Here is a 17,725-nt window from a genome sequence, read left to right on the forward strand (position 1 = left end):
GTCAACGGTTATGGCGAAAAAGCTTGGGCGTTCGGTGACAACGGCCTGCAAACGCTGATGAGTTTTTTCAACATCACCAAATATCCGCCGTCGCTACTGTTCATCACTCTGACTGTGAGCATCGGATTGCTGGTGTTGCTGGTGTTTGAACGTCAGCAGGAGCGCCGCTGGTCGCGCTGGCTAACCGTGTTCGGCTCGGCGCCGATGTTTTTCTACCTGCTGCATTTGTACGTATTGAAGTTCCTGTACCTGATCGCTGTGGCACTGTTTGGCCTTAACCACGGCAGTTATTTTGGCTTTGATTCGGTGGGCGCAATCTGGCTGGTCGCCGCATTGCTGGCGGTGGCGCTGTTCCCGGCGGCGCGCTGGTTCTCGACCCTGAAGGCCCGACGCCGCGACATCGCCTGGCTCAAATACCTCTAATCCTCCCTCGTGTAGGCGCTGCCGCAGCCTGCGATCTTTTTATGTTGCCTTAGAAAAACAACATCAAAAGATCGCAGCCTGCGGCAGCTCTTACAAGGTTTTGTGCAGTCAGTAGGCGCGGTTAGCGTGTATCAGTGCCGATCGAGCCAAACGGTTTGTGCGTTGCAGAATTCGCGTACGCCGAAGTGCGACAGTTCGCGACCGAAACCACTTTTCTTCACGCCGCCAAAGGTCACGCGCGGGTCGCTGGCCGAGTAGCCGTTGATGAACACGCCACCGGTTTCCAGTTCGCTGGTCATTTGCTCGGCCAGTTCGACATTGGCGGTGTAGATCGTCGCGGTCAGGCCGAAATCGCTGTCGTTGGCCAGCGCCACGGCATGGGCGTAATCGCGGGCGGTGATGATCGATGCTACAGGGCCAAACAGTTCCTGCTTGAATGACGTCATCTGATCGGTGACGTTCGCCAGCACGGTGGGCTCGTAGAAGTTGCCCGAACCTTGCGCCTTGCCGCCACCGAGCAACAGCGTTGCACCTTCTTCCAGGGTATCGCGCACTTGTTGATCAAGTTCGTCACGCAAATCGAAGCGAGCCATCGGACCGATATAGGTCTCGGCCGACAGCGGATTACCCACCACCAGACGACGGGTTGCTTCAACAAACTTACGGGTGAACGATTCAACCACGCCTTCCTCGATGATCAGGCGCTTGGCCGCCGCGCACACCTGCCCGGAATTCTGATAACGGCCGATCACGGCAGCCTGAACCGCTTCGTCCAGGTTGGCATCGTTGAGCACAATGAATGGATCGGAACCGCCGAGTTCCAGCACGCATTTCTTCAGCGCAGCCCCCGCTTGAGCGCCAATCGCCTGACCGGCACGTACGCTGCCGGTCAACGTCACAGCGGCGATTCGCGGATCGGCAATAGCGGTGGACACACCGTCCGGCGTGACGTTGATCACTTCAAACACACCCTCGGCAAACCCGGCGCGGGTGAAGGCATCGCGCAGCAGATAAGCGGAGCCCATCACATTCGGCGCATGCTTGAGCACGTAAGTGTTGCCGGCGATCAGCGTCGGTACGGCGCCGCGCAGCACTTGCCAGATCGGAAAGTTCCACGGCATTACGGCCAGGATCGGGCCGAGCGGACGGTATTCGATGCGCGCCTTGCCACCTTCCACCAGCGTCGACTCCGCGTCGAGCATCGCCGGGCCGTGTTCGGCGTACCATTCGCACAGCTTGGCGCACTTCTCGATTTCACCCCGGGCCTGGGCGATCGGCTTGCCCATCTCGTTGGTGATCATCACGGCCATGGCTTCCGCGCCTTCACGCAGCGAGGCGGCGAGGGCGATCATCAGGCCTGAGCGATCCGCCACGGCTGAGCGCTTCCACTGCGAGAAACCGCTGGCGGCACGGGACAGCGCAGCATCGAGCGCTGCAGCGGATTCAAACGGGTAATGACCGATCTGCTCACCACTGGCGGGATTGATCGAGATGGCGTGGGTGAGGCTGGAAATCTGGCTCATGGCAATGTCCTGCGTGTGAGTGATGGACACAGAGTAGGGTGGCAATTGCTTTCTGGAAACTGAATAATACAGAGCGTTTCATTCACGAAAGGAGAATGTCTTGGATCTGGTTCAGCTGGAAATCTTCAAAGCCGTGGCCGAGCACGGCAGCATCAGCGCTGCCGCCGCGCAGATCCATCGCGTGCCGTCGAACCTGACCACGCGCATCAAGCAGTTGGAGCAGGATCTGGGTGTCGACCTGTTCATTCGAGAGAAGAGTCGGCTGCGCCTGTCGCCCGCCGGGTGGAGCTTTCTCGATTATGTGCGGCGTATTCTCGATCTGGTGCAGGAAGCCCGGGCGACCGTTGCGGGTGAAGAGCCGCAGGGCGCCTTCGCCCTCGGCTCATTGGAAAGCACCGCAGCCGTGCGTATCCCTCAGGTGCTGGCGACCTATAACCGGCAATACCCGAAGGTCGACCTGGATTTGTCCACCGGGCCATCCGGCACGATGATTGACGGTGTGCTCTCCGGGCGCCTGGCGGCGGCATTCGTCGATGGGCCGGTGCGGCATCCGGCGCTGGAAGGCGTGCCGGCGTTCGAGGAAGAAATGGTCATCATCGCGCCGCTGCATCACGCGCCGGTTCAGCGTGCCCGCGACGTCAACGGCGAAAACATCTATGCGTTTCGTGCCAATTGCTCCTATCGCCACCACTTCGAGAGCTGGTTCGCCAGCGATGCGGCAGTGCCGGGCAAGATTTTCGAAATGGAGTCGTACCACGGCATGCTGGCGTGCATCAGTGCCGGCGCAGGGCTGGCATTGATGCCGCGCAGCATGTTGCAGAGCATGCCCGGCTGCGCGACGGTCAGCGTGTGGCCCCTGGCACCGGAGTTTCGCTCGTTGACCACCTGGCTCGTCTGGCGCCGGGGCATGGTGTCGCGCAGCTTGAGCATGCTTGTGCAGTTGATCGAATCGCGCGGCGTGGCGGGTGATCCGCCAGCCGCCGAGCACAAACAGACCCGTCAATAGGCCGGTATGTCGCCTTCGATGCTGCGCGGAAGGTGCAGCGGATTGCCGTCACGCAGCGCTTGCGGCAACAACGCATCCGGAACGCCCTGATACGCCACCGGGCGCAGGAAACGCTCGATCGAGGTCATGCCCACCGAGGTAAAACGGCTGTCGGAAGTGGCCGGAAACGGTCCGCCGTGCACCGTGGCAAAGGTGACTTCTTGTGGGTGGGCGAAGGCGTTGACGACGATGCGTCCGGTGCGGCGCTCAAGAATCGGCAGCAGGCGGCGGGCCAGCGACAAATCCGGGTCTTCGAGGTGCATCGTCGCGCTGAGTTGGCCCTTGAGCGAGCGGGCGATTGCCAACAGTTGCGCCTCGTCTTCAGCCATGACCAGCAATGCCGACGGCCCGAACACTTCGTGGGCCAGCGCCGGTTCATCGAGAAAGCGTTGGCCGTCGACTTCCAGCAAGGCCGAGCGGCCGGCGTTCACGCCATCGCTTGCCGTGCCGGATGCAACCAGACACGCGCCGGCGTTTTTCATCGATTTCAGACCACTCTCATAGGCCGCATGAATGCCCGGGGTCAGCATCGTGCGCGCCGGGGCGTGGGAGACGGCTTGAAGCAGGGCGCCGCGCAGTGATTCCAGACCTTCGCCTTTGATGGCTATCAACAGGGCTGGCCGCAGGCACGCCTGACCGACATTCACCAGCATGCGCTCAATGAAGCCGTCACCGATCAGCGATCCACGGGCCGTCAGCGCATGAGGCAGAATGAAGGTCGGATTGATGCTGGTCATTTCGGTGAACACCGGAATCGGATCTGGACGCAGCTGTGCCCGGCGATACAACGCCATGCCGCCGGTTTCGGAACCGGTGAAGGTCACGGCTTTGATCCGCGGATGATCCACCAGTGCTGCACCGATGGCGTTTCCATCGCCGCGCACCATGGAGAACACGCCTTCGTGCAGCCCATGCGCCTGGATCGCTTGGCGGATCGCGTGGGCCTGGATCTCTGACGCGCCCGGATGCGCGTTATGCGCCTTGAGGATCACCGTGGCGCCAGCGGCGAGGGCGGATGCGGTATCGCCACCGGCCACCGAATAGGCGATGGGAAAGTTACTCGCGCCGAAAATGGCCACCGGGCCGAGGGCGATTTTCTGCAAGCGATGATCCATGCGCGGGCGTGGCTGACGGTCGGGCAGCGCGGGGTCTATCGCCAGTTGCAGGAACCGGCCCTTGCGCACCACCTCGGCGAACTGGCGAAACTGGGTCGCCGCGCGCGCCGCTTCGCCTTCGAGCTGAGCCACGGCAATGCCGGTTTCCAGCGCGGCGCGGGCGGCCAGCGGCTTGGCGACGGCGTCGAGGTTGGCGGCGATGCTGTCAAGGAACGCGGCGCGTTCGGCCAGCGACGTGTGGCTGTAGCTGTCGAACGCTGCCTCGGCGAGTTCCGCAGCCTGGTCGACCTCAGCCATGCCGCCAAAGGCAAAAACTGGCTCGATCAGTTCGCCGGTGGCGGGGTTGAGCGCTTTCATCGTGCCGTCGGTGGCCGCTACGTCGCGGGCTCCGATCATCAAGTGGCCGGTGAGGTTCATTGCGCACCACCCGCATCGGTCAAGGTGGCGATCAATTGCTCGGTGGTCACGATGCTGTGGGCGAAGGTCGGGCCGTTCAGCTCATGGGCGGCGTGCATCATTTCCGGTTTGAACGCGGCGGTGGCATCGCGAACCAGCGTGACGTGGTAGCCCAGCTCGGTGGCGTAGCGGGCAGTGGCCTCGATGCAGGTGTTGGCCAGGAGACCAACGATGATCACATGGGTGATACCTTTCTGCTTCAGGCGAAAATCGAGGTCAGTGTTGGCAAAGCCGCTCGAGCCCCAATGCTCCTGTGCGACGATGTCACCGTCCTGCGGGGCGAAATCCGGATGCCATTCGCCGCCCCATTCACCCCGCGCAAAATGGTGCATGTGCATGATTTTGCATTGGGTCGGGCTGGGATGGTCGAAATCTTCGTAGTCGCCTTTCACCCAGCGGTGATGGGGCACGATCACCACCTGAATGCCTTTGGCACGCACCGTGCGATCGAGGTTGCGCAGGTTGTCGAGCAAGCCGTTCTGTTCGGCGATCGGCTTGATCAGAGGAAAGACCTTGCCGCCGTCCGAGAGGAAATCGTTGTACGGATCGACCAGCAAATAAGCGGTGCTGTTGCGGGGATAAGCGGTGTCAGACATGGCGTGGTTCTCCGTGATTTGAAAGAAACGACGCCATGGGGTTGCCTTGGTGTCGGAGCGCTATGATAATCATAGTAACTTGAGTCGAGGCAATACCGAATGTCAGAAAATAATCCTGGCCCTGAAACGCTGTGCCCGATCGCACGCGCCGAATCATTGGTCGGCGACCGCTGGACTGTGCTGGTGCTGCGCGAGCTGTTCATGGGCAGTCATCGCTTTGATGACATCCAGGCGCAAACCGCTGGTACGCCACAAATGATTGCCGCGCGCCTGAAGAGCCTTGAGGCGGACGGTCTCGTCGAACGTCGCCCATACAACGAGCGGCCCCTGCGCTTCGAATATCACCTGACGCCCAAAGGCGAAGCGTTCTACCCCGTGATCATTGCCCTGCGTGCGTGGGGTGAAACCTGGTGCAAATCTGCGGATGAAGGCCTGGCGGTGGTCTTCACACACACGCGTTGCAACCACCCGGCCGGGCTCGGCCCACTGTGTGAACACTGTGGCGAACCCTTGCGTCGTGAAGATTTGATCAGCCAACCCGTCGAAGCGTATGCCGCCGAAAGGGCGACCCGGCGCGAAGCGTTCAAGGGCAAAAGGGGATAGCTGAACGGTCTTAAGGAACAGGGTTGAGCTGCTAGAGTTAATGTTCCTCAACGCGATTCGGAGAACCCGAATGATCAGCAAAAACACCATTTGCCTGTGGTACGACGGCGACGCACTGGACGCTGCGACGTTCTATGCAAAAACCTTCCCCGACAGCACGGTCGGCGCAGTGCACCGCGCGCCCGGTGATTACCCGGCAGGCAAGCAGGGCGATGTACTGACCGTTGAATTCACGGTGATCGGCATCCCGTGTCTGGGTCTGAATGGCGGGTCGGGCATCAAGCACAACGAGGCGTTCTCGTTTCAGGTCGCGACTGACGATCAGGCCGAGACGGACAAATACTGGAACGCGATCATCGACAACGGCGGCCAGGCCAACGTCTGCGGCTGGTGCCAGGACAAGTGGGGCTTGTCCTGGCAGATCACACCGCGCGTACTGACCGACGCCTACACCGGTTCCGATGGCGCAGCGGCCAAGCGTGCTTTCGAAGCGATGATGCAGATGGGCAAGATTGACGTCGCGGCCATCGAGGCGGCGGTCAAGGGATAGGCTATGGCGGCTGCAAGTGTCGAAACGCAAAGGCCCTCGCAATGGAGGGCCTTCGTTCTTCAGCAGAAACGCTTACACACCGCTCGCCAGTTTGCCGGTCGACAAGCGACGACGGTAAGCGCTGTCACGACTGGCCAGCCAGAAGTACAGCGGCGAGGTCACGAGCAGGCCGACCAGCCAGGACAGGTCGGCGCCGTTGATGTGCGCGGACACCGGGCCGACGTACAGCGGTGTGTTCATGAACGGAATCTGCACCGCGATGCCGATCGCATACGCCAGCAGCGCTTGCGGGTTGTAGCGGCCGTAGATCCCGCCATCGACCTGGAAGATTGAGTTGATGTCGTACTTGCCTTTGTGGATCGCGTAGAAGTCGATCAGGTTGATCGCCGTCCACGGCACCAGCACCACCAACAGCACCAAGACCATGTCGACAAAGTGACCGATGAAGTCCGCCGAGGCGCCGACCGCAGTGGCGCTGCAACCGGCCAGGACGATGATCGAAATCACCGCACGGCTTTTGGCAGTGGGGATCCAGCGGTAAGCAAAAGTCTGCACCAGAGTAATCAGTGACAATACCGCACCGTACAGGTTGAGAGCGTTGTGGCTGATCACGCTGAGCAGGAACAGCACCAGCATCAACGGGCCGATGGAGCCGGTCGCGAGTTTGACCGCGTCCATGGTGTCCATGCCCACCGGTGTTGCCAGCACGGCGACGGCACCGAAGATGAATGCCAGGCTTGAACCCAGCGCCGATCCCAGATAGGTCGTCCAGAACGTCGACGCGACCGGCACATCAGCCGGCAGGTAACGCGAATAGTCGGAGACGTACGGGGCGAATGCGATCTGCCACAACGCCGCCAGCGACACCGTCGCCAGCCAACCGGAAATGTTGAAGCTGCCACGGGTCAGGAAATCGGCGGTCTGTACGTGGGTGAAGATGTAGCCAAAGCCTACGAAGATGCCAATGCCCAGTACCCAGGTGCCGATGCGGTTGAGGACATGAATGAACCGGTAACCGATGATGCCGATGATGCCCGAGCCAATCGCACCGATCACGATGCCCACCGGCACCGGAACACTGTTGACCACGCCGTGCAAGGACTTGCCGGCCAGGACGATGTTGGAAGCGAAGAAGCCGATGTACATGACGCCGGCAATCAATACCACCAGCAACGCACCGAGGGAGCCGAATTGCGCGCGGCTCTGGATCATCTGCGGAATGCCCATTTGCGGGCCCTGCGCCGAATGCAGGGCCATCAACACGCCGCCGATCAGATGACCGACCAGAATCGCGACGATGCCCCACAGCAGATTCAAGTGAAACAACTGCACACCCAATGCGCCGGTGACGATGGGCAGCGGCGCTATGTTGCCGCCGAACCAGAGCGTGAACAAATCCCTGACCTTTCCGTGGCGATCCTCGGGGGGCACGTATCCAATCGTGTGTTTTTCAATGAGCGGAGCGGAGGTTGCTGCAGTGGTGGCCATGACGAACTCCAAGGCAAGGTCGAGTACGTGGACGTACTTCGGTGAGCGCCGGCACGGACGGCGCATTTTTTGTTGAAGTGATCATGTGCAATGCGCCGGGATAGATAAATTAGTAAGTTTGTTGCTACAGACCTTAAAAAATATATGCCCGGGGTTCGGGTGGCTCCGGTATGTTTCAGCCTTGACCCGGCGCCAGGGAAACGCGGCGAAACCGGCGCTTTTTCGGAGATCCCAATGGCTGCCTACAACCTGCGCCAGCTCAAATACTTCGTCACCACCGCCGAGTGCGGCAGCGTCGCTGAAGCCTCTCGCAAGCTGTACATCGCGCAGCCTTCGGTCTCGACCGCGATCAAGCATCTGGAAGAAAGTTTTGGCGTGCAGCTGTTCATCCGCCACCACGCCCAAGGCGTTTCCCTCACGCCCAGTGGCTCGCGATTTTATCGCAAGGCGCTGGAGCTGCTGCGGGTGGCGCACGAGTTCGAGCAGAACGCGTTGGCCGACAATGACGTGGTCGCCGGGCAGATCGACATCGGTTGTTTCGAAACGGTGGCGCCGCTGTATCTGCCACGGTTGATCGCCGGGTTCAAGGAGCGTTGGCCGGGGGTAGAAATCCGCATTCGCGACGGGGAACAACAGGAACTGGTGCAGGCGCTGACTGCCGGCAGCATCGACCTGGCCATGCTGTTCGAGCACGACCTCGATAGCACCCTCGAAACCACGCCGCTGATGCCCGCGCAACAGCCTTACGCCTTGCTGCCGGCGGATCACCGCTTTGCCCAGCAGGCGAAAGTCTCGCTGCATGACCTGGTGCTCGAACCGATGATTCTGCTCGACGTGATGCCGAGCCGAACCTACTTCGTCAGCATCTTCGAGGAGCGCGGATTGACTCCACACATTGTCTTCAGCTCACCGTCGATCGAGATGGTGCGCGGCATGGTCGGGCGCGGTTTTGGTTTCTCGATTCTGGTGACCAAACCATTTTCGCCGTACACCTACGACGGCCAGCAAGTGGTTTGCGTGCCACTGGCGGAAACGGTGACCGGTTCGGGTCTGTCAGCTGCGTGGTTGAAGCGCGTGCAATTGACCAAACCGGTGCAACTGTTCGTCGATCATTGCCGCGAAGAGCTGGCCCGGCTGCACACCTGAGGTGTCGCCGAGCCCGTCCGATCAGACGCTGATTGAAGCGAGCATGCGCTGGAGCATGGCGTCACACCCCTTGAGTTGATCGAGGCTGACGAACTCATCGGGTTTGTGGCCCTGATCCATGCTGCCGGGACCGCAGATGACGGTGGGAATCCCGGCCGCATCAAACAACCCGCCTTCAGTGCCAAACGCCACGGTGCCAAATTCCCGCGAACCGCAGAACGCCGCGATCAACTCGGCCGCCTGGCTTTTTGCATCGGTCGCCAGGCCCGGATAGGCCGAAAGCTCACTGAAGCGAACCTCGCTGTGCTCGCTGACCGCCCGCATGCGCGGCAGCATTTGTTGCTCGGCATACACCTTCAATGCGGCAGCGACCTCGGCCGGATCCTGCGAGGGCAGGGCGCGGATCTCGAAGTCGAAACGGCAATCGGCGGGGACGATGTTCAGCGCTTTGCCGCCACCGATCACGCCGGTTTGCACCGTGCTGTACGGCGGGTCAAAACGCGCATCTTGACGCTCGGGGGCCTTGAGCGTCTGGCCGATGCGCCCCAGTTCGCCAATCAGCTCGGCGGCGTACTCGATGGCGTTGACCCCCTGCGGCGCATACGCCGAATGGCACGCATGGCCCTTCACGTCGCAACGCATCGCCAGTTTGCCCTTATGGCCGAGTACGGGTTTGAGTTCGGTGGGTTCGCCAATGATGCACAGCAGTGGTTTGATCGGGCGCTGCTCCAGCACGCTCAACAATGAACGCACGCCGAGGCAACCGACTTCTTCGTCATAGGACAGCGCAATATGTACCGGCATGCGCAGCGTGGCCTTGACCAGATCCGGCACCAGCGCGAGCACGCAGGCGATGTAGCCTTTCATGTCCGCCGTGCCTCGGCCAAACACTTTGCCGTCACGCTCGGTGAGTTCGAACGGCGGCGTCGTCCAGGGCTGGCCGTCCACCGGCACCACATCGGTATGCCCGGACAGGGCGATGCCCGGACGATCCGCCGGGCCGAGGGTCGCAAACAGGTTGGCCTTGCTGCGCTCGTCGTTGTAGATCAACTCGCACGAAACGCCGAAATCCGCGAGGTAGTCGCGGACGAATTCGATCAACTGCAAATTGGATTCACGGCTGGTGGTGTCGAACGCCACCAGGTTTTTCAGCAATTCGACGCTGCGTTTCATCGGTCGTCTCCGGCCACTCCGTATCCCGGCGCCTTGGCGGGATCGAGGGCGCGGTCGATGTAGTCCTGAAGTTGCGGGCGGTAGACGTTCCAGAGTTTCTGTAATTGGCCGATCGGGTCTTCGTCGGCCCAGTCGACGCGCAAGTTCACGATCGGCCACGTCAGTTCGCCGACCACGACCACCGCCGCCGAATGCACCGGGCCGGCTTCACCGCCGAGGGCTTGTCCTGCTTGCAGCGCCTTGATCAGACGCTCGGCGAGTTGGCCTTCGGCGTCCTCGAAACCGCGCACCATCGCCTCAATGACCGAAGCGTCGGCGAGCATGTTGCCAGCCGCCACGCATTGTTCTCCGGAGACGGCGTTATGTACGCCGAGGGTTTGTGAACCGCTGAAATGCGCGGTCTGGCCGAGGTGATTGATCGCGGTAATCTGCCGGTACTGGCTGTAGCCGTTGCGGGTCAGGACGTTGTCCAGTGCGGCGTCGGGGGCGAGGCCTTGTTCCATCAACGCGAGGACTTCAGGGCCGAGGGACGGCAAGGTGATGTTCTGGCTCGACACCGCACCGACACCGGGCAGCAGCCACGGGCAACGGGCACCGACGGCGATGCTGGAGGAACTGATGGCGATGCCGAACTGACCGGTGTCGGGGCAGCGGGCGGCGATTGAAAAGGTCATGATCTTGCTCCTGTTTTGTCTGGGCAGGCCTCATCGCTGGCAAGCCAGCTCCCACAGGTTTTGTGATCGACATAGATCCTTGTGGGGCTGGCAAGCCAGCTCCCACAGGTTCTGTGATCGACATAGATCTCTGTGGGAGCTGGCTTGCCAGCGATGGCCGCAACTCGGTGAACCTGCTTACTCAGGAATCACCGCAATCACGTCAATTTCCATCAACCACTGCGGTTGACCCAATGCCGACACCACCAGCCCGGTAGAAATCGGAAACACGCCTTTGAGCCATTTGCCGGTTTCCTGATACACCGCTTCGCGATAACGCGGGTCGATCAGGTAGGTGGTGGTCTTGACGATGTGGCTCATGTCGCTGCCGGCTTCTTCGAGCAATTGCTTGACGTTGCGCATGGCCTGTTCGGTCTGTGCGCGGGCATCACCGAGGCCGACCAGATTGCCGTCGAAATCGGTGCCGACCTGGCCGCGCACATACACGGTGTTGCCGGCGCGTACGGCCTGGCAGAGGTCGTTGTCCAGCGTCTGGTTCGGGTAGGTGTCTTTGGTGTTGAACATGCGAATACGGGTGTGGGTGGGCTGGCTCATGGGAAGCTCCAAAAGAATAGGGTGTCAGGCGCCGACGGTTGTCTTGTTGGCGGTTTTGCCGTGGCTGGCGTGGCGTTGTTCGGCATCTTGATATTCGAGGTACGAGCGCTGGATCGCGATGTGATCGGCCACATGTTTGGCGTCATGCCAGACGCCCCAGATGAACGACGAACCGCGACGGGACTGCCACGGCAGACCGAGGAAATACACACCGGCTTCGCTGGACACGCCGCGCTGATGCTGCGGTTTGCCATTGGCGTCGAAGGCAGCAACCTTGAGCCACGAATAATCCACGGCAAAACCGGTGGCCCAGATGATCGAGGTGACACCGGCCTTGGCCAGATCCAGATCGGCCAGCGGGTTTTTCACGCACTCCGGATCCGGATAGAGTTCCCGGGCTTCTGGTTCCTCCGGCAGATCCAGACCGTTACGTTCGATGTAGGCATCGGCGGCGTCGAGCAGGGCCAGATAGTTTTCGTCGCCATGGTTGAGGTTATCGACCAGATCTTGCTTGAAGCTCACCACGCCGTCGTTGAACGCCTGGGTCACGCCAACCAGGGTCATGCCACGATGGGCCAGGCCACGGAAGTCGATCGTGCGGCCGCCATGGGCACCGCTCACCGCGATGGTCACGTGTTCCTTGCCAGGTTTCATCGCCGCTTGATCCCACTCGCCGAGCACGCCCAGCCACCAGCAGAAATCACGATTGCGATAAGCGCGGGGCGGGCGGTCGTGGGCGCCCACCGAGAGGTAAACCTGCTTGCCGGAACGTTGCAGTTCATCGGCGATCTGCACGCCCGACGAACCGGCACCGACCACCAGCACTGCGCCTTCGGGCAGTTGCTGCGGGTTGCGGTAATCGGCGGAGTGGATTTGCAGCAGACGTTCGTCCTTCGGCGCGATTGCCGGAATCACGGGGCGCTGGAACGGGCCTGTGGCGGCGACTACACGACTGGCTTCAATCACGCCTTCGGAAGTGACCACCGTAAAGCCCGGACGACCGACATTGCGCTCGACGCTTTTGACCTCGACACCTGTGCGGATCGGTGCGTTGAATTTTTTTGCATAGGCTTCGAAATAATCCGCCACGCGTTCCTTCGGGGCGAATCCATCGGGGTCGACATCGTCAAACGCCAGGCCCGGAAAGCGGTCATGCCACGCCGGGCCGTTCGCGACCAACGAGTCCCAGCGCCCGGTGCGCCAGCGTTCAGCGACGCGGCTGCGCTCAAGCACCAGGTGCGGCACACCGAGTTTGCTCAAGTGTTCACTCATCGCCACACCCGCCTGACCGGCACCCACGACAAGCGTGTCTGTTTTTATTATTTCAGTGGTCATCTCTACATCCTTTCTAACAAGGCAGTTGGATTCAGATCGCGTTAGGCGTGTCCTTTTTGCGTGGGGTCAGACTAGGGAGAGGGGGCTTTTCGGTAAATTATTATTAAGCTTTGATGTGAGCATAAATTCGTGATGCAGGGCGGCGCGGGCCTTGTGGGGCGGGCTCTCAGGGGTGAGCGCAGTCAGGAAAGGTCGGCACTATTGCTTTCGGCAATGGTGACCATCAACAAACCCGAGTTCCGCTTCGCTCGGTAGACGAGGAACATCCGCTGCATTGAAAACGCCGCTTAAGGAGTTTGCGCGATGAAGATTTTGACCCGACTGGCTGTCGTTGCCTTGCTGATCAGCGGGCTGCTGACCCTGACTACAGCGAATGCGCAGGATGCACAATCCGGCCACTTTCTGCCCCTCGAACAAAGCATCAATGGTTTGCAGCACTCGCAAACCGTTGGCGTGCTCTACAGCGAAAACACTCGCGAAAACCTGCAATACCTTGAGCGCTATCACGACATGGCGCTGAACGGCGCGAAAGATGCGCTCGATGCGCGGATCCGCGATGCGTTCGTCAACAGTTCCGATCCGGAGCTGGCGATTGACTGGTTGATGAGTTCGTTGCAACAGCAGTTCAAGTCGGTCACGGTCTACGACAACCTTGATGCGCTGGTGCAGGCCCACCCGGACGTCGTCGTCATGCTCGATACCCACAATCAATTGCTGACCCAACGCAATAGCGCTGTCGAAGCGCGTTTCGCCGCACGTTTCTACGACGCGAACCTGCAATACATCGGAAAGGCCGAAGGTGCTGTCGATAAGCAAATGCCTTCGGTCTGGGTGCATAACCTGGCCGCGCCGCAGATTGCGGCGCAAATCGAACAGCAACGTGATCTGCAACTGAATGCATTGAAACAGTTCGACGATTCGCTGAAATCGCTGGTGAGCGCAGGCTGATAAGCGCTGTCCAAAAAAAGCCCGGACTCAAGTCCGGGCTTTGCTCATTCCAGATAGATCAGGCGGCGAGTTCAGGATGGGCGAGGGATTTTTTATACTCGGCTTTCATCGCTTCCATTTGTTCGCCCAGTTCATTGAGCTTGTCTTTGCCCAGCAACTTGTTCGCTTGTGGGAACATCTCGGTTTCTTCTTCCTCGATGTGATGCTCCAGCAGTTCCTTGACGACTTTCACCCGTCCGGAGAATTCCGGCGTGCCGGGATCGGTCTGCTTCAAGTCGGGCAGTACCAGCGAGTCAACGGTGCGGTGCTCTTCCTTGGCCTCGAAGTACATGACTTCCTCTTCCTTGCCCCCGGCTTCCTTGAAAGCAGGGTACAGAATCTCTTCCTCAAGTTTGGTGTGGATGGTGATTTCCATCTCGAGTTTCGCCAGCAGCTCAGCGCGTTTTTTAAGGCCGCGTTCAGTGGATTCGCTGAGTTGGCTCAGGATGCTCTTTACACGCTCGTGGTCAGCTTTCAGAAGGTCAATGGCGTTCATGTAGGTTTTCCTCTGTCTTCACGGTGAAGCGCGCGTCGATCAATGTGCCAACGCTACGTAGGCTGTGGTGTTGCATGAGCGGTGCCAAGCCGTGTCGTTTGAAAAAAACACCTAGAATCAAATAGTTGGGATTGCTTTGGCGGTGTTGGTCTCGGGCGATTTGCCCGATCAACCGCTGGTCGTATTGCAGATTCCGCTAACGGCGCTACTGACATCCCCCGACCGCATCTGCGCCGCTGCCGACGGGTGATTCTTCGCCCGAAACGGTTTTGGCTTTCCCAAGGATGTAGCACGAGTGAAGCTGACCATTGGGATGCGTTGTCTGGTTCTTGAGCAGCATCGCTTACGTAAGCGGATGACGCAGTCTGCTATTGTGTCCGCCTCATTGTCCTGGTGCCGCACCATGTCCGATAAAAGCCTCTCGAGTGACTGGGTCAGGCACTCGCCCGCGCTGCAAAAAATGGAGCGTATCGAAGCGTTTTTCAGCGGGCATGGTTTCACCCCACACCGGCATGACACTTACGCCATCGGCACCACGTTGTCCGGTGTCCAGAGCTTTCAGTACTGCCGCAGTCAGCGCCACAGTCTGCCCGGCAACATTCTCGTGCTGCATCCTGATGAAGTGCATGACGGTCAGGCCGGCACTGAGGCCGGGTTTCGCTATCGGATGGTTTACATCGAGCCCGCGTTGATCCAGCAAGTATTGGGCGGCAAACCGCTGCCATTCATTGAGGGCGGATTGTCCAGCGATCCCCGGCTGTATCGGGCGACGCGAGCATTGTTGTGCAATCTGGAATCGGCAATGGATCCGCTCGAAGAAGACGACATGATCTATGACCTGGCGCAGGCGCTGGAGCAAGTGTCGGGTCGTCGTGTGGTTCGCAAAACGCTGGATTTTGTGGCGGCGGAGCGGGCGAGAGCATTCATCCATACGGCTCTGGATCGCGTGGTGACGCTGGATGAGTTGTCACAGGCCAGTGGACGTGACCGGTGGAGCTTGAGCCGGGATTTTCGGGCGCTGTATGGCACCAGTCCTTATCGCTACATCACTCACCGGCGGCTCGACCTGGTCAGGGTCTTGCTGACCTCCGGTGGTTCGCTGGCAGAATCGGCCGTGTCGGCCGGTTTTTTTGATCAGAGCCATATGACACGCCAATTCATTCAGGCTTATGGCGTGGCCCCCGGCAAATGGTTGAAGCGTCTGCAAGCGTCTTGACCTGCACAATCATGCAATACCGCGCGTTTTATCCTGCTTAAAGTCAGGCTTCTAATCTGTCGAATGGAGAAGCCTGATGCCTGACACCAACCACTATTGCGCCATCAATTTCGCGCAAAAATACGCACTCTTCAACGAACAATGGGCGCCCAAAGTCATCGCGCAAATGAACGACTACCAGTTCAAGGTCGTAAAGATCGAGGGTGACTTTATCTGGCATCGCCATGCCGATACGGACGAAACTTTCATCGTATTGGAAGGGCAGTTGCGTATCGATTTCCGGGATGGCGCGGTGCTGATCGGGCAGGGCGAAATGTTCGTGGTGCCCAAAGGAATCGAGCATAAGCCTTACGCCACGCAAGAGGTGAAGCTGCTGTTGATTGAGCCGTGCGGTGTGTTGAATACCGGTGATGAAGGCGGGGAGAGGACGGCGGTTAATGATGTCTGGATTTGACGGCTGAGTTGGGAAGGTCGGTGGTTGACGACAATCAGGCCCTGTTCACGCAGGGCCAGACGAAATCAGAGAGCCCTTGCCCATCAAGGGCACAGGCTCTCGCGCTCAACGAATCAACGGCACGCCACTGAGGGTTTGCAAGTCCTCGAAGCTGATGTCAGCAAGGATTTCCTTAACCTTCAGGCCTTGTGGCGTAACGTCCAGGATTGCCAGATCCGTGTAAATCCGCGTGACGCAGCCAATGCCGGTCAGGGGGTAGGTGCATGACGGCACCAGTTTGCTTTCACCGGTCTTGGTCAGGTGGTCCATCATCACGAAGACCTGACGCGCGCCTGTCGCCAGATCCATCGCACCGCCGACTGCTGGAATGGAGCCTTCGGCGCCGGTGTGCCAGTTAGCGAGGTCGCCGTTGACGGAGACTTGAAAGGCGCCAAGCACGGCAATGTCGATGTGCCCGCCGCGCATCATCGAGAACGAGTCGGCGTGGTGAAAATAGGCACCACCGGGCAGCAGCGTCACGTGCTGCTTGCCGGCGTTGATCAGATCATCGTCTTCCTCACCTGGGGCAGGGCTCGGGCCCATGCCCAGTACGCCGTTTTCACTGTGCAGGAAGACTTCCTTGTCACCAAGGTAGTTGGCCACCAGCGTCGGCACACCAATACCGAGGTTGACGTAAGAGCCTTCGAGAATATCGTCGGCCACACGTTGGGCCATTTCGCTGCGCGAGAGTTTGTTCATGACAGTCATGGCGGGCCTCAGTTGACGTTGGCTTTCGAGAGAGAAGCACGCGGCACGGCGACCACGCGTTGGACGAAGATCCCCGGGGTGATGATGTGCTCGGGATCCAGCTCTCCCAGCTCGACGATCTGATTGACTTGGGCGATTGTCGTTGTCGCGGCCATGGCCATGATCGGGCCAAAATTGCGCGCGGCCTTGCGATAGGTGAGGTTGCCCCAGCGATCGCCTTTTTCGGCCTTGATCAGGGCAACATCGGCGCGTAACGGCATTTCCAGCACGTAGTTGCGACCGTCGATTACCCGGGTTTCCTTGCCTTCGGCCAGCAACGTGCCGAAGCCGGTGGGCGAATAAAACGCACCGATGCCAGAACCGGCGGCCCGGATGCGCTCGGCGAGGTTGCCCTGCGGAACCACTTCAAGCTGCACTTTGCCAGCCAGGTAAAGCTCGTCGAACACATAGGAATCGGACTGGCGGGGGAATGAACAGATGACCTTGGCAACGCGTCCGGCCTTGAGCAGTGCGGCCAGACCGATTTCACCGTTGCCCGCGTTGTTGCTGATGATGGTCAGATCACGAGCGCCCGATGCGATGAGGCCATCGATCAGTTCCGACGGCATGCCGGCGGTGCCAAAACCACCCACCATGATGACCGAGCCATCGGCAATTCCGTCCAGCACAGCGGCGACGGATTCAAACGTTTTGTTGATCAAGGTGTACCCCTGTTTTTATGTTGACTAAACAGCAGAATCTGACGGCAAACCGCTTGAATCGCGGTGACTGCGCAGTTGTGCATAGCGTGCCAAACATTGAGCCGGGGTGGGGGCTTGGGTAAGCGATGTCGTGCGATTAGCGAACATTACCTTTTTGTAAGTCGATGTTACGTATATCCACTCGCGGGGATTTCGTGACTTGCTGCAGCCGGCTCGCTCGAAGAGGGTCGAATGTCGCTCATTTCCAGAAAATAACCGCAAGATAGATGATTTTTCCTACAGGATTTTCCTGGGCGCCGAGCCGCTGAGGGTATTTTTTCAACGAATTGGCGTACTGCTCAGGTTCAAGCCGCCGCCCAATTAGCGTGCATGAATGGGAATGCTTATCGTTGGTAACAGAATT

17 protein-coding genes and 2 pseudogenes are annotated in these 17,725 nt (G+C 59.8%); 8 read left to right on the forward strand and 11 right to left on the reverse strand.

The genetic code is table 11. From position 1 onward, the window contains the following. Positions 1-423: pseudogene (locus GIW69_RS23840) on the forward strand (hypothetical protein); the annotation flags it as partial. 131 nt (positions 424-554) lie between these two features. Here the strand turns inward: GIW69_RS23840 and GIW69_RS23845 are convergent. Next, the gene (locus tag GIW69_RS23845) at positions 555-1,946 is read right to left on the reverse strand and encodes an aldehyde dehydrogenase family protein (RefSeq protein ID WP_236485223.1); all 1,392 of its coding nucleotides are present in this window, start codon (positions 1,944-1,946) and stop codon (positions 555-557) included. A gap of 100 nt (positions 1,947-2,046) precedes the next feature. Between GIW69_RS23845 and ptrR the strand changes: the two genes are divergently transcribed. Further along, complete coding sequence (gene ptrR / locus GIW69_RS23850) at positions 2,047-2,952, forward strand: putrescine utilization regulator PtrR (protein WP_236485224.1); 906 nt, start codon at positions 2,047-2,049, stop codon at positions 2,950-2,952. Here ptrR and GIW69_RS23855 read toward each other — a convergent pair. Both GIW69_RS23855 and GIW69_RS23860 read right to left on the reverse strand, forming a co-directional pair. Next, on the reverse strand, positions 2,946-4,523 hold the full coding sequence (locus GIW69_RS23855) for an aldehyde dehydrogenase (NADP(+)) (RefSeq protein ID WP_236485225.1): 1,578 nt from the start codon (positions 4,521-4,523) through the stop codon (positions 2,946-2,948). The two genes, ptrR and GIW69_RS23855, sit on opposite strands and share 7 nt — an antisense overlap. Then, positions 4,520-5,158, reverse strand: a complete 639-nt coding sequence (locus GIW69_RS23860) for a cysteine hydrolase family protein (RefSeq protein WP_236485226.1) — start codon at positions 5,156-5,158, stop codon at positions 4,520-4,522. Before GIW69_RS23860 ends, GIW69_RS23855 begins: the two co-directional genes overlap by 4 nt. 99 nt (positions 5,159-5,257) lie before the next feature. Here GIW69_RS23860 and GIW69_RS23865 point away from each other — a divergent pair, with 99 nt between their 5' ends. Beyond that, a complete protein-coding gene (locus GIW69_RS23865) occupies positions 5,258-5,761 on the forward strand; it encodes a winged helix-turn-helix transcriptional regulator (protein WP_236485227.1) in 504 nt (167 codons plus the stop codon). 70 nt (positions 5,762-5,831) lie between these two features. Then, complete coding sequence (locus GIW69_RS23870; RefSeq protein WP_236485228.1) at positions 5,832-6,311, forward strand: VOC family protein; 480 nt, start codon at positions 5,832-5,834, stop codon at positions 6,309-6,311. Positions 6,312-6,383: 72 nt separating this feature from the next. Here GIW69_RS23870 and GIW69_RS23875 read toward each other — a convergent pair whose 3' ends face one another. After that, positions 6,384-7,799, reverse strand: coding sequence for a cytosine permease (locus tag GIW69_RS23875; RefSeq protein ID WP_236485229.1), 1,416 nt, complete (start codon positions 7,797-7,799; stop codon positions 6,384-6,386). 234 nt (positions 7,800-8,033) lie between these two features. Here GIW69_RS23875 and GIW69_RS23880 point away from each other — a divergent pair, with 234 nt between their 5' ends. Further along, a complete protein-coding gene (locus GIW69_RS23880) occupies positions 8,034-8,945 on the forward strand; it encodes a LysR family transcriptional regulator (protein ID WP_236485230.1) in 912 nt (303 codons plus the stop codon). Between the two features lie 21 nt (positions 8,946-8,966). Here GIW69_RS23880 and argE read toward each other — a convergent pair whose 3' ends face one another. The 4 genes and pseudogenes from argE to GIW69_RS23900 form a co-directional block, all read right to left on the reverse strand. After that, positions 8,967-10,118, reverse strand: a complete 1,152-nt coding sequence (gene argE / locus GIW69_RS23885) for an acetylornithine deacetylase (RefSeq protein ID WP_236485231.1) — start codon at positions 10,116-10,118, stop codon at positions 8,967-8,969. Next, entirely contained in the window at positions 10,115-10,792 is a 678-nt protein-coding gene (locus tag GIW69_RS23890; RefSeq protein ID WP_236485232.1) for a DUF1028 domain-containing protein, read from the reverse strand. Before GIW69_RS23890 ends, argE begins: the two co-directional genes overlap by 4 nt. A gap of 177 nt (positions 10,793-10,969) precedes the next feature. Next, positions 10,970-11,386 (reverse strand): RidA family protein, encoded by a 417-nt coding sequence (locus GIW69_RS23895; protein ID WP_236485233.1) that lies wholly within the window; start codon positions 11,384-11,386, stop codon positions 10,970-10,972. Between the two features lie 24 nt (positions 11,387-11,410). Beyond that, positions 11,411-12,756: pseudogene (locus GIW69_RS23900) on the reverse strand (flavin-containing monooxygenase). Between the two features lie 268 nt (positions 12,757-13,024). On the opposite strand from GIW69_RS23900, the gene GIW69_RS23905 reads away from it, so the two are divergent. Next, positions 13,025-13,669 carry an ATPase gene (locus tag GIW69_RS23905; protein WP_236485235.1) on the forward strand — a complete coding sequence of 215 codons (645 nt, stop codon included), beginning with the start codon at positions 13,025-13,027 and terminating at the stop codon, positions 13,667-13,669. A gap of 58 nt (positions 13,670-13,727) precedes the next feature. Here GIW69_RS23905 and GIW69_RS23910 read toward each other — a convergent pair whose 3' ends face one another. After that, positions 13,728-14,204 carry a PA2171 family ribosome-binding persister protein gene (locus GIW69_RS23910; RefSeq protein ID WP_236485236.1) on the reverse strand — a complete coding sequence of 159 codons (477 nt, stop codon included), beginning with the start codon at positions 14,202-14,204 and terminating at the stop codon, positions 13,728-13,730. A 403-nt stretch (positions 14,205-14,607) separates the two neighbouring features. Here GIW69_RS23910 and GIW69_RS23915 point away from each other — a divergent pair, with 403 nt between their 5' ends. Both GIW69_RS23915 and GIW69_RS23920 read left to right on the forward strand, forming a co-directional pair. Beyond that, positions 14,608-15,420 (forward strand): AraC family transcriptional regulator, encoded by an 813-nt coding sequence (locus tag GIW69_RS23915; RefSeq protein ID WP_236485237.1) that lies wholly within the window; start codon positions 14,608-14,610, stop codon positions 15,418-15,420. 76 nt (positions 15,421-15,496) lie between these two features. Beyond that, positions 15,497-15,874, forward strand: a complete 378-nt coding sequence (locus GIW69_RS23920; protein ID WP_236485238.1) for a cupin domain-containing protein — start codon at positions 15,497-15,499, stop codon at positions 15,872-15,874. A gap of 105 nt (positions 15,875-15,979) precedes the next feature. Here GIW69_RS23920 and GIW69_RS23925 read toward each other — a convergent pair whose 3' ends face one another. Together GIW69_RS23925 and GIW69_RS23930 are read right to left on the reverse strand one after the other, a co-directional pair. Then, positions 15,980-16,621, reverse strand: a complete 642-nt coding sequence (locus tag GIW69_RS23925) for a 3-oxoacid CoA-transferase subunit B (protein WP_236485239.1) — start codon at positions 16,619-16,621, stop codon at positions 15,980-15,982. Positions 16,622-16,629: 8 nt separating this feature from the next. Further along, complete coding sequence (locus GIW69_RS23930; protein WP_236485240.1) at positions 16,630-17,322, reverse strand: 3-oxoacid CoA-transferase subunit A; 693 nt, start codon at positions 17,320-17,322, stop codon at positions 16,630-16,632. Positions 17,323-17,725 lie beyond the last annotated feature (403 nt).

Source organism: Pseudomonas syringae (genome assembly GCF_021605415.1).
GTDB lineage: Bacteria > Pseudomonadota > Gammaproteobacteria > Pseudomonadales > Pseudomonadaceae > Aquipseudomonas > Aquipseudomonas syringae_S.

Bases quoted from the DNA above. Each gene is read 5' to 3' on its own strand.
- GIW69_RS23845 (WP_236485223.1), bottom strand. From the start codon at position 1,946: ATGAGCCAGATTTCCAGCCTCACCCACGCCATCTCGATCAATCCCGCC.
- GIW69_RS23855 (WP_236485225.1), bottom strand. From the start codon at position 4,523: ATGAACCTCACCGGCCACTTGATGATCGGAGCCCGCGACGTAGCGGCC.
- GIW69_RS23860 (WP_236485226.1), bottom strand. From the start codon at position 5,158: ATGTCTGACACCGCTTATCCCCGCAACAGCACCGCTTATTTGCTGGTC.
- GIW69_RS23865 (WP_236485227.1), top strand. From the start codon at position 5,258: ATGTCAGAAAATAATCCTGGCCCTGAAACGCTGTGCCCGATCGCACGC.
- GIW69_RS23870 (WP_236485228.1), top strand. From the start codon at position 5,832: ATGATCAGCAAAAACACCATTTGCCTGTGGTACGACGGCGACGCACTG.
- GIW69_RS23875 (WP_236485229.1), bottom strand. From the start codon at position 7,799: ATGGCCACCACTGCAGCAACCTCCGCTCCGCTCATTGAAAAACACACG.
- GIW69_RS23880 (WP_236485230.1), top strand. From the start codon at position 8,034: ATGGCTGCCTACAACCTGCGCCAGCTCAAATACTTCGTCACCACCGCC.
- argE (WP_236485231.1), bottom strand. From the start codon at position 10,118: ATGAAACGCAGCGTCGAATTGCTGAAAAACCTGGTGGCGTTCGACACC.
- GIW69_RS23890 (WP_236485232.1), bottom strand. From the start codon at position 10,792: ATGACCTTTTCAATCGCCGCCCGCTGCCCCGACACCGGTCAGTTCGGC.
- GIW69_RS23895 (WP_236485233.1), bottom strand. From the start codon at position 11,386: ATGAGCCAGCCCACCCACACCCGTATTCGCATGTTCAACACCAAAGAC.
- GIW69_RS23905 (WP_236485235.1), top strand. From the start codon at position 13,025: ATGAAGATTTTGACCCGACTGGCTGTCGTTGCCTTGCTGATCAGCGGG.
- GIW69_RS23910 (WP_236485236.1), bottom strand. From the start codon at position 14,204: ATGAACGCCATTGACCTTCTGAAAGCTGACCACGAGCGTGTAAAGAGC.
- GIW69_RS23915 (WP_236485237.1), top strand. From the start codon at position 14,608: ATGTCCGATAAAAGCCTCTCGAGTGACTGGGTCAGGCACTCGCCCGCG.
- GIW69_RS23920 (WP_236485238.1), top strand. From the start codon at position 15,497: ATGCCTGACACCAACCACTATTGCGCCATCAATTTCGCGCAAAAATAC.
- GIW69_RS23925 (WP_236485239.1), bottom strand. From the start codon at position 16,621: ATGACTGTCATGAACAAACTCTCGCGCAGCGAAATGGCCCAACGTGTG.